Here is a 9244-nt window from a genome sequence, read left to right on the forward strand (position 1 = left end):
CTAGGAGGCGAGTGCGTAGGTGAAGTGGGCGGCCAGCGGGGCCGAGATCTGGTGCAGCGAAGCGGAATCCAGCATGCCGTCGTGGGTGGCGTCGACAGCATGGTCGTCGATCCAGCCGGTGACGTAGGTTCGCCACGTCTCGGCGGCGTGTGAGTCGCGAGCGCTGAAGAACAGCACGTCCCCGTCGAACACCGGCGGGCGATATCCGACGAGCAGTCGTAGTGCGTTGTTGTAGGCCGTCGCGAGACGGTCGACGTGCTGCGCTTCGACGGGAACTCCGACGGTTTCCCGAACCCGCATCGCTGCGTCGTCCGCAGTGATCTCGGACGTCACTCCGTCGATGCCGAGTACGGGCGCGAACTCACCGAAGAATTCACCGGTGGTCAGTGGATTCGGCGGTTCGAGCTCGCACGCGTCGACGTCGGAATCGAGCATCGCCAGCAGCGACACCTCCTGGCCCATTGCTTGCAGCCGGGCTGCGACTCCGTGTGCGACGAACCCGCCGTACGACCATCCGAGCAGGTTGTACGGGCCCTGCGGCTGCACCGCGCGGATCTCGGCGAGATACCGATCGATCACGTCGTCGAGGTGCGTGGACGTCGTTGCCACCCCAGCCAGTTCGGGTGCCTGGATACCGTAGACGGTGCGATCCGTTCCGAGCATCGCCGCGAGTCCCGCGTAGCTCCATGCCATCCCGGATGCGGGATGGATGCAGAACAGCGGAGCCTCGGTGTCGCCGCGCCGCAGCGGGACGACGGTATCGAACGGTGTCGATTCCGAGCCGGTGTCGCCGTCGTCGATTCGGGTCGCCAGCGTTGCTGCAGTGGGGGATTCGAACAGGTCACGCAGCGACACAGGTGACGGCAGAGCCGCGTTGATGCGCGTCACCACTCGGGTCGCGACGAGCGAGTTGCCGCCGAGGTCGAAGAAGGAGTCGTCGGCACCGACATCGACGACGCCCAGTATCTCGCTGAACGCGTCCACCACGAGCAACTCGATCGGTGTGCGCGGAGCGCGGTAGCGTCGACGCCGAGATGCGAAGTCCGGCTTCGGCAGCGACGCCGTATCCAGTTTCCCGACGGGAGTCAGCGGGACCTCGTCGAGCATCTGGACGACCGTCGGGACCATGTACCCGGGCAAGCGTTCGGATGCGTGCTGCCGCAACGCTTCCGGATCCGGTGTCGTGCCGTCGGCGGCAAGAACGTAGGACACCAGGACCGTCGCTTCCGCAGGTCCGTCGACACCGACCGTGACGGCGAACTCGACGTCGGGACGCTCGGTGAACGTCGCGTCCACCTCGCCGAGTTCGACGCGGAAGCCGCGAATCTTCACCTGGAAGTCGGCGCGGCCCTGGTAATGCAGTCGCTCTCCGTCCCAGCGGACGACGTCACCCGTGCGGTACATGCGAACGCCGGGATCGGTGGGATGCGCGACGAAACGCGTCGACGTCAGGTCCTGGCGGTTCTGATATCCACGCGCGACGGCGGGGCCGGCGAGGTACAGCTCGCCGGGGGTGCCGTCGGTGACCGGGCGGAGCCAATTGTCCAGAACCAGCATCGATGCCCCGCGAATCGGACCACCGATGTCGACCGATGAATCCTTCTGCAGCGGAGCCGAACCCGTCGCCCAGATCGTGAACTCGGTGGGTCCGTAGTGGTTCAGCATCACCCGATCGCCTGCCCACCGCTCGACGACGTCGCGACTCGGTGCCTCACCCGCGACAGCCAACACACGCACACTGTCGATCGGATCCACCGTGGCCAGCGCTGCGGGCGTGATGACCATGTGCGTGACGCGTTCCCGGCGCACCAGCTCGGCGAGTTCGTCACCTGCCATGACGGTCGGAGATGCGACGACCAGGGTGCCGCCATGCGCACAGGCCATGAGCGACTCCGAGATCGACGCGTCGAAACTCGGTGAGGCGAAGTGCAGCACGCGTGCCGTGCTGTCGAGACGAAACTCCTCGCGCTGTGACTCGGCGAAATTCGCCAGCCCGCGATGCGGGACCGCGACGGCTTTCGGCGTCCCGGTCGATCCCGACGTGAAGATCATGTAGGCCAGGTTGTCCAGGTGTGGAGCCGGAACGTCCACAGGTGTTGTGCTGCATGCGGTGTCGGTGGCGTCGATCCACGTCATCGGCGCGTTGAAGGCGGGGCGGGAGCGTAGCCTGCGGAGTGACCCAGATTGGTCCAGCTGCTGGTCCGCGATGACACCGATTCGCGCGCCACAGTCGTCGAGCATGCGCTCGATCCGCTCGGCGGGCAGTTTCGGGTCGATCGGAACGAACGCGGCGCCGGTCTTGACGACCGCCCACATCGCGAGGACCGACTCGATGGACCTCGGGATCGCCAGTGCAACGAACGTCTCCGGCTTCGCGCCGTGTCGAACGAGTCGGTGTGCCAGCGCATTCGACCGCGCATCGAGTTCGCGGTAGGTGATCTCCGTGCCCTCGTAGGTGACGGCGATGCGATCGGGGTGTGCCGCGACCGTGTCGGCCAGGATCGACGCGAAGGTACGCGGAGCGTGTGCTGCTTCACCACGGATGGGCTCTGCAGCCGGCGACAGGGCGAGGACTTTCGTGTCCGGCTCGGCAGCGACCCGCGACAGCAGATCCACGCACCGATCGAGTACTGCTTCGGGATCGTCGACGGCGTTCTCCAGGTACTTCAGCGTGATCTGCAGTGAGTCACCCGGGATGATCAACAGCGACAGCGGATACGGAGTTGCGTCGGTGCCTTCGGCGTCGACGACCCGCATTCCGGCCAGGTCCAGTGACTGCGACAGCGCCGCTCGGTCGACCGGGTACGACTCGAACACCGTCGACGTGTCGAACAGTTCGGGAAGTCCTGCTGCCTCGTGGATGTCGCTGAGCCCGACGTACTGGTGGTCGAGCAACTGGGACTGCTCTTTCTGGACGCGAGACATCAACTCGGCGAGCGTTTCTCGTGGGTCCAGCTGGACTCGGACGGGAACGGTGTTGATGAACAGTCCGACCATCTGCTCGACGCCCGGCAGAGCCGGTGGCCGACCGGACACCGTGCCGCCGAAGACGACGTCGGTCCTGCCGGTCAGCGACGACAGCGTCAACGCCCACGCGATCTGGATGGCCGTGTTGATCGTGATGCCGTGTGTCCTGGCCAGCCCGTGCAGAGCGGCCGTGACGTCGGCGCCGAGGGCCCGGGAATGCTCACCCGCGGTGCTGTCGCCGCCGATGTGGTCCGACGACGACACGAGCGTCGGTTCGGTGACTCCGTCCAGTGCCTCCTGCCAGGCCAGCTGAGACGCGCCGCGGTCCTGTTCTGCCAGCCACGCCAGGTACTCGCGGTACGAGCGTGCGGGCGGAAGTGAGACGACGCCGTTCAGCGCCGCGTAGAGCGTCAGCAGTTCCTGGACCAGCAGGGGCGTGGACCAGCCGTCGAGCAGGATGTGGTGGTTGGTCATCACCAGGCGGTATCCGTCGTAGGAGGTACGGATCAGTTCGAACCGAATCAGCGGTGGATGGGCCATGTCGAAGCGAGTAACCCTGTCCTGCTCCAAGATTCGGTCCAATGCTGCGTCTTCCGCGCCACGTAGATCGGTCTCGGTCCAGCCGACGTCGAGTTGATCCAACACGATCTGTCGAGGGCCCGAATCCTGCTCGCGGAAAGCGACTCTCAGATTCTCGTGCCGGTCGACGAGTGCCTGTGCTGCATCGTGCAACCGGCCGGCGTCGACGGTGCCCGTCAACGTCAGAACGGACTGGACGATGTAGCTGTCCGGACCCTCCGCGTCGAAGACCGCATGGAACAGCAAGCCCTCCTGCAGCGGCGACAGGGGCCACACGTCGATCAGTTCCGGGAATTCGGTTTCCCACGAATCGATCTCGGTCTGCGTCGTGCGCACGAGCGGGAAGTCCGACGGCGTGTGCCTCGTGACGGTCTCGGCGTCGGCGTGCGCGGCCAGGGCGGTCAGTGCATCCATCCACGCGGTGGCCAGGTCGTCGACGTCGTCGAACATGGTCGACGCGTAGGAGAACGTCGCCACCAGCTCGGTGTCCGAACCCGTTTGTTCCGCAACGACATTGATGTCGATCGCGGCGGGAAGCGGCATGGCCGGATCGGCATGCGACGCGAATCGGGCAGGCATGAAGGGGGAATCGGCTGCCGTCTGCACGCGTCCCAGGTAGTTGAAGCACACCTGGGGCGTCACGGCGATCTCCGACGCGTCGGCCAGGTGGCGCAGCATGCCGTAGCCGATGCCGTGGTCCGGTATCGTGGCCAGCCGTTCCTTGACCGCTTTCAGCGCCGTGCCTGCGGCCGGACCCGCGGCGAACGCGTCGGCGATGTCGATGCCGGTCAGATCGAACGCGACGGGGAAGACCGTCGTGAACCATCCGACTGTGCGCGCCAGATCGGCTCCGGGCACTGCCTGCTCCTCTCGTCCGTGGCCTTCGAGCGTGACCACGGACGTCGCACGGCTACGCCAACGGGCGACGGCTAGGGCCAGTGCAGCCAGCAGGACATCGTTCGGCCCGCACCCGAAGCGGTCGACGACGGTGCCGAGGACGGTATCGGTGAGTGCCGCCGGGACGGTCACGACGCTGTCGACCCGGGTGGCGACGGTATCGATCGCCGGATCGATCGAGCGGTGCGACAGTGGGGCATCCGGTGTGCGTGCGATGTCGGACCACAGGGACACCTCGTCCATGCGCCGGGCGGCACAGTCGGTCAGTCCGTGCGCCCATCGGCGCATCGAGGTGCCGACGGGTTCGAGCGACTCACCCATCACGGCGGACGCGAAGTCCGGCAGCAGGATTCGCCACGACACTCCGTCGACGGCGATGTGGTGCAGGACGATCCACAGAGAATCGTCGGTGCGGGCCAGCTGGACGACCTTCCCGCTCCCCGGATCGAGACGGTCCGCGGCATCCTCCATGTCCCCCGTGACGAATGCCGCTGCGGCATCGACGGATCCGGCCGGCATGATCTCGTGCTTGACCGTGACGCGGGAGCGCAGGGCGTCGTGATGATCGATCAGAACCGCCGCTGCGGTGATCAGCGTGTCGTCGGAGATGCCGTCGGGAAGGGTGACTCGGACCGCCTGGCTGTAGGTGCGGAAGTGGCCCGCAGCCACCATCTCGGCGGCAACCGGCGTGAACGGCACGTCTCCGACGCCGCCGCCCGGTAGTTCGTCGAGCACCGGTGCGGCGACGATATCGGTGGCGATGTCGGCCAGTGCTGCAACGGTCTTGCGCTCGAAGACGTCGCGAGCGGTGAAGTGCAGTCCTGCGGTCTTCGCGCGGGACACCAGTTGGATCGAGACGATACTGTCGCCGCCCAGGGCGAAGAAGCTGTCGTCGGCGCCGACGGAGTCGATATTCAGAACGTCCTCGAACAGTGCTGCGATCGCGATCTCCCGTTCGGTGCTCGGCGGACGGTGCGACGTCGACGTCGTGAACACCGGGTCGGGAAGTGCTGGGCGGTCGACTTTGCCGACCGGGGTCAGCGGGACCGTGTCCAGCACCATGATCGACGACGGCACCATGTAGGCGGGCAGGGTCGCGGACAGCTGCGCGGTCAGGGCGGCGACGTCGACCCGTCCGGTGACGTACGACACGAGAATCGTTGCACCCGAATTGGTTCGGTGGCCGATCGTCATGACGAAGTCGACGTCCGCTGCGGCGGAGATGGCCGCGTCGATCTCGGTGAGCTCGATGCGGAACCCGCGAATCTTGACCTGGAAGTCGCTGCGTCCCGAGTACTCGAGCTGGCCATCGGAGTTCCAGCGCACGAGATCGCCGGTGCGGTAGAGGCGTTCGCCGGGGAAGTAGGGGCTCGCGACGAACCGGGATGCCGTGACGGCCGGACGATCGTGGTACCCGCGGGCCATTGCCTCACCTGCCAGATACAGCTCGCCGACGCGTCCAGCGGGGACGGGCCGCAGCCAGCGGTCCAGAACGATGGCCGACGTGCCGCCGACCGGGGTGCCGATCGTGACCGGGCCGTCGACGCTCATCGGTGCGCTGTAGGTGGACGTCACCGTCATCTCGGTCGGCCCGTACCCGTTGATCATCTGCCGGTCGCCTGCCCACCGGGCGCGAAGCTCCGATGGGCAGGCGTCGCCACCGACGACTACATGGGTCAGGTCGGGCAGTTCCGTGGGGTCGAGCGTGCCGAGAACGGCAGGGGTGACGTCGGTGTGCGTGACGCGCTGCGCGGTCAGCAGGTCGGCGAGTTCGCTGCCGCCGTAGGTTCCGGGAGGTACGACGACCACCGTCGCGGCCGCAGCGAACGTCACCAGGAGTTCCGACAGGGACGCGTCGAAACTCGGTGAGTAGAAATGTGTCTGGCGCGAGTTCTCGGTCAGTCCGAGGCGGGTGACACCGTCGTCGACCAGATCGGCGAGTCCGCCGTGCGTGACGACGACGCCCTTCGGCTTCCCCGTCGACCCCGACGTGTAGATGATGTACGCGGCGTTACCCGGGCGGATCGGCGCGATACGGTCGGCGTCGGTGATGGGTTCGGTGGAGAAGTCGTCGTGTCCGGTGACGTCGTCGATCGACAACAGTGCGCCGGAGTCGGACACGAGGTAGTCGATTCTCTCCTGCGGGTAGGTCGGGTCCACGGGGACGAACGCGGCGCCGGTCTTGGCGACGGCCCACATCGCGACGATGGATTCGATCGAGCGTGAGATCTGCACGGCTACCGTGGTTTCGGGGCGCGCGCCGTCGGAGATGAGTCCGCGAGCAAGACGGTTCGAACGTTCGTCGAGTTCGCGATAGGTGATCTCGTCGTCACCGTTCGCGATGGCGATTCCGTCGGGGCGCCGGGTCGCCGCGTCGCCCAGGATCTCCGGAAAGGTTCGTACGGCAACGGGTTCGGCGCCGCTGTGCATCTCGTCGACGTCGGTCATGTCGAGGGTGACGACCGGTGTGGACGGCGAGTCCAGGAATCGTTCGAGGAACGCGAGGAATGCGGTGTGATGACGTGCGAGATCGTCGTCGGAATAGAGCTCGCGATTGCCCTGGAAATCGATGTGCGTGCTCTCACCGCCGACACCGGGGTAGATGTTCACGAACAGGTCGTCGATCATGCCCGACGTCAGCACGTGCAATCGGCCGGTGAAGTCGCCCAGCATGATTCGCGTGTCGAACATCATCATGTTGACCGACGGTCCGAAGCCCGACGCGTTGCCGAGATCGCGGGCGATGTCTTCCTGACGGTATCGCTGACGCCGCAGGGCCCCCGTGAGTTCCAGTTGCGCGTCGCGCACCAGATCGGCGACCGACGTCGCGGCCGTCAGCCGCAGACGCAGGGGGACGACGTTCGCCATCATGCCGCCCGAGCGTCGCAGCGCGGCGGTCGTTCGTGCCGAGACCGGCAGGCTGAGGGTGACCTCGGTGCTGTCGGTGGCACGGGCCAGATACGCACCGAAGGCGGCGACGGTGACGGGTGCGACGCTCGACTCGAGCTGCGCCGCAACCTCTTCGAGACGCTGCGACATCGCGCGGCTCAGTTCGCCGCGGTGCAGCCTCGGATGTGCCCCGGCCGGTGCTGCGTGGCCGGCCAGGCTGACCGGGTCGGGAAGTCCGGCGAGATGCTCGGTCCAGTACTCGCGGTCTGCGTCGAAGCGGTCCGACGCGCGGTACTTCCGGTCGGCGTCGACGAGGATGTTCAGGTCCTCGGCCTTGGACGCCGGGGCGTCGGAACCGAGGGTGTAGAGCTCGGCGCAGCGCTTCAGCAGCGTCATCGCGCCGTACCCGTCGAGGGCGATGTGGTGGATGCGGGAGTACCAGAACGACTGCTCGTCGCCGACGCGCAGGACGGCCATGTTCACGAGGCGATCGCGCGTCGGATCGAGGGGCGAGGTGTACTCGTCGTACATCCAGGCTCGCGCGGCGGCGATCGGATCTGCCTCGTCGCGAAGGTCGAAGTACGGCATGGTCTCGGGGGTGGAGGGATCGATCGTCTGCATCGGGTGGCCGTCCACCTCGACGATGCGCAGGTAACCGGTGCCGTACTCGCGGCCCGCGGTCTTCGCCGCAGTGGTCAGGCGCTCGATGTCGAGATTGCCGTGGATCTCGACGTACTGCGCGATGGAGATGGGGACGTCGCCCGCCAGGTGCTGCGCGAACCAGATTCCGCGCTGAGCGGCGGAGAGCGGGAAGGTCGTGGCCTCTGAAGTGGTGAAATCCATGTACAGAACACTCGTCGGGATCGGGCTTCGCCGACACGGACCCTCGAGGTGGTGGCGTGCACCCCTGAGGTGGTGGTTTTTCCACCCTGGGTGGGGCTCCGCTCCACTGGCGCGGATGTCGGTACGGCAGAATGACCCTGATGCCTGAAACCAGCCGTATCCAGCCCCGCCTCGTTGCCAGCGACGTCGACGGCACGCTCCTCGACCCGCACGAGAACGTCACCCCGCGCACCCGCAGGGCCGTGCTGGCCATGGCCGCCGAAGGAACGCCGTTCGTGCTGTCCACCGGCCGTCCGCCGCGCTGGATCGGGCCCGTCGTCGAGCAACTCGGATACGCCCCCATGTGCGTGTGCGCCAACGGGGCCGTCGTCTACGACAGCGGGACCGACCGCATCCTCGACGCGCAGACACTGTCCAGCGACACGCTGCGCTGGCTCGCCGACATCGCCTACCGCACGCTGCCAGGCTGTGGTCTCGCCGCGGAACGCGTCGGCGCCACCGCTCACGACGCCGCGACCCCGCAGTTCGTCAGCTCACCCGGCTACGAACACGCCTGGTTGAATCCGGACAACACCGAGGTCTCGCAGGACGAGGTTCTCGACGTCCCGGCCGTGAAACTACTCATCCGACTGTCCAGCGCATCCAGCGGAGAGATGGTCGACGCCTTGGAACCGCTCGTCGACGGTCGCGCCGACCTGACGTTCTCCACCGACAACGGACTGATCGAACTCTCTGCGCCCGGTGTCACCAAGGCGTCGGGACTCTCGGTCGTCGCCGAGCGGCTCGGCGTCGCGGTCGGCGAGATCGCCGCGTTCGGCGACATGCCCAACGACGTGCCGATGCTGAAGATGGTGGGCCTCGGCGTCGCCATGGGCAACGCGCATCCCGCGGCTCTGGCCGTCGCGAACGAGGTCACGGCCACCAACGCCGACGACGGCGTCGCGCGGGTCCTCGAGCGTTGGTGGTGACGGTCCGGCCCTCCCCGGTGGCATCGATGGTCCCCGGCAGCCGATAGACGGCTACCTCGGCGCATCGATGCCACCGGGGAGGGCCGGACCGTCACCACCAA

The 9244-nt window shown here is 67.0% G+C and carries 2 protein-coding genes; one reads left to right on the forward strand and one right to left on the reverse strand.

Annotated elements, in window-relative coordinates:
* A complete protein-coding gene (locus RhoFasB10_RS24325; RefSeq protein WP_167679042.1) occupies positions 1-8175 on the reverse strand; it encodes a non-ribosomal peptide synthetase in 8175 nt (2724 codons plus the stop codon).
* A 131-nt stretch (positions 8176-8306) separates the two neighbouring features.
* Between RhoFasB10_RS24325 and RhoFasB10_RS24330 the strand changes: the two genes are divergently transcribed.
* Positions 8307-9143: a Cof-type HAD-IIB family hydrolase gene (locus tag RhoFasB10_RS24330; RefSeq protein WP_068429991.1), complete on the forward strand. Its 837-nt coding sequence runs from the start codon at positions 8307-8309 to the stop codon at positions 9141-9143.
* The last annotated feature ends 101 nt before the right edge of the window (positions 9144-9244 follow it).

The organism is Rhodococcus sp. B10 (assembly GCF_011770055.1).
Lineage (GTDB): Bacteria > Actinomycetota > Actinomycetes > Mycobacteriales > Mycobacteriaceae > Rhodococcoides > Rhodococcoides kyotonensis_B.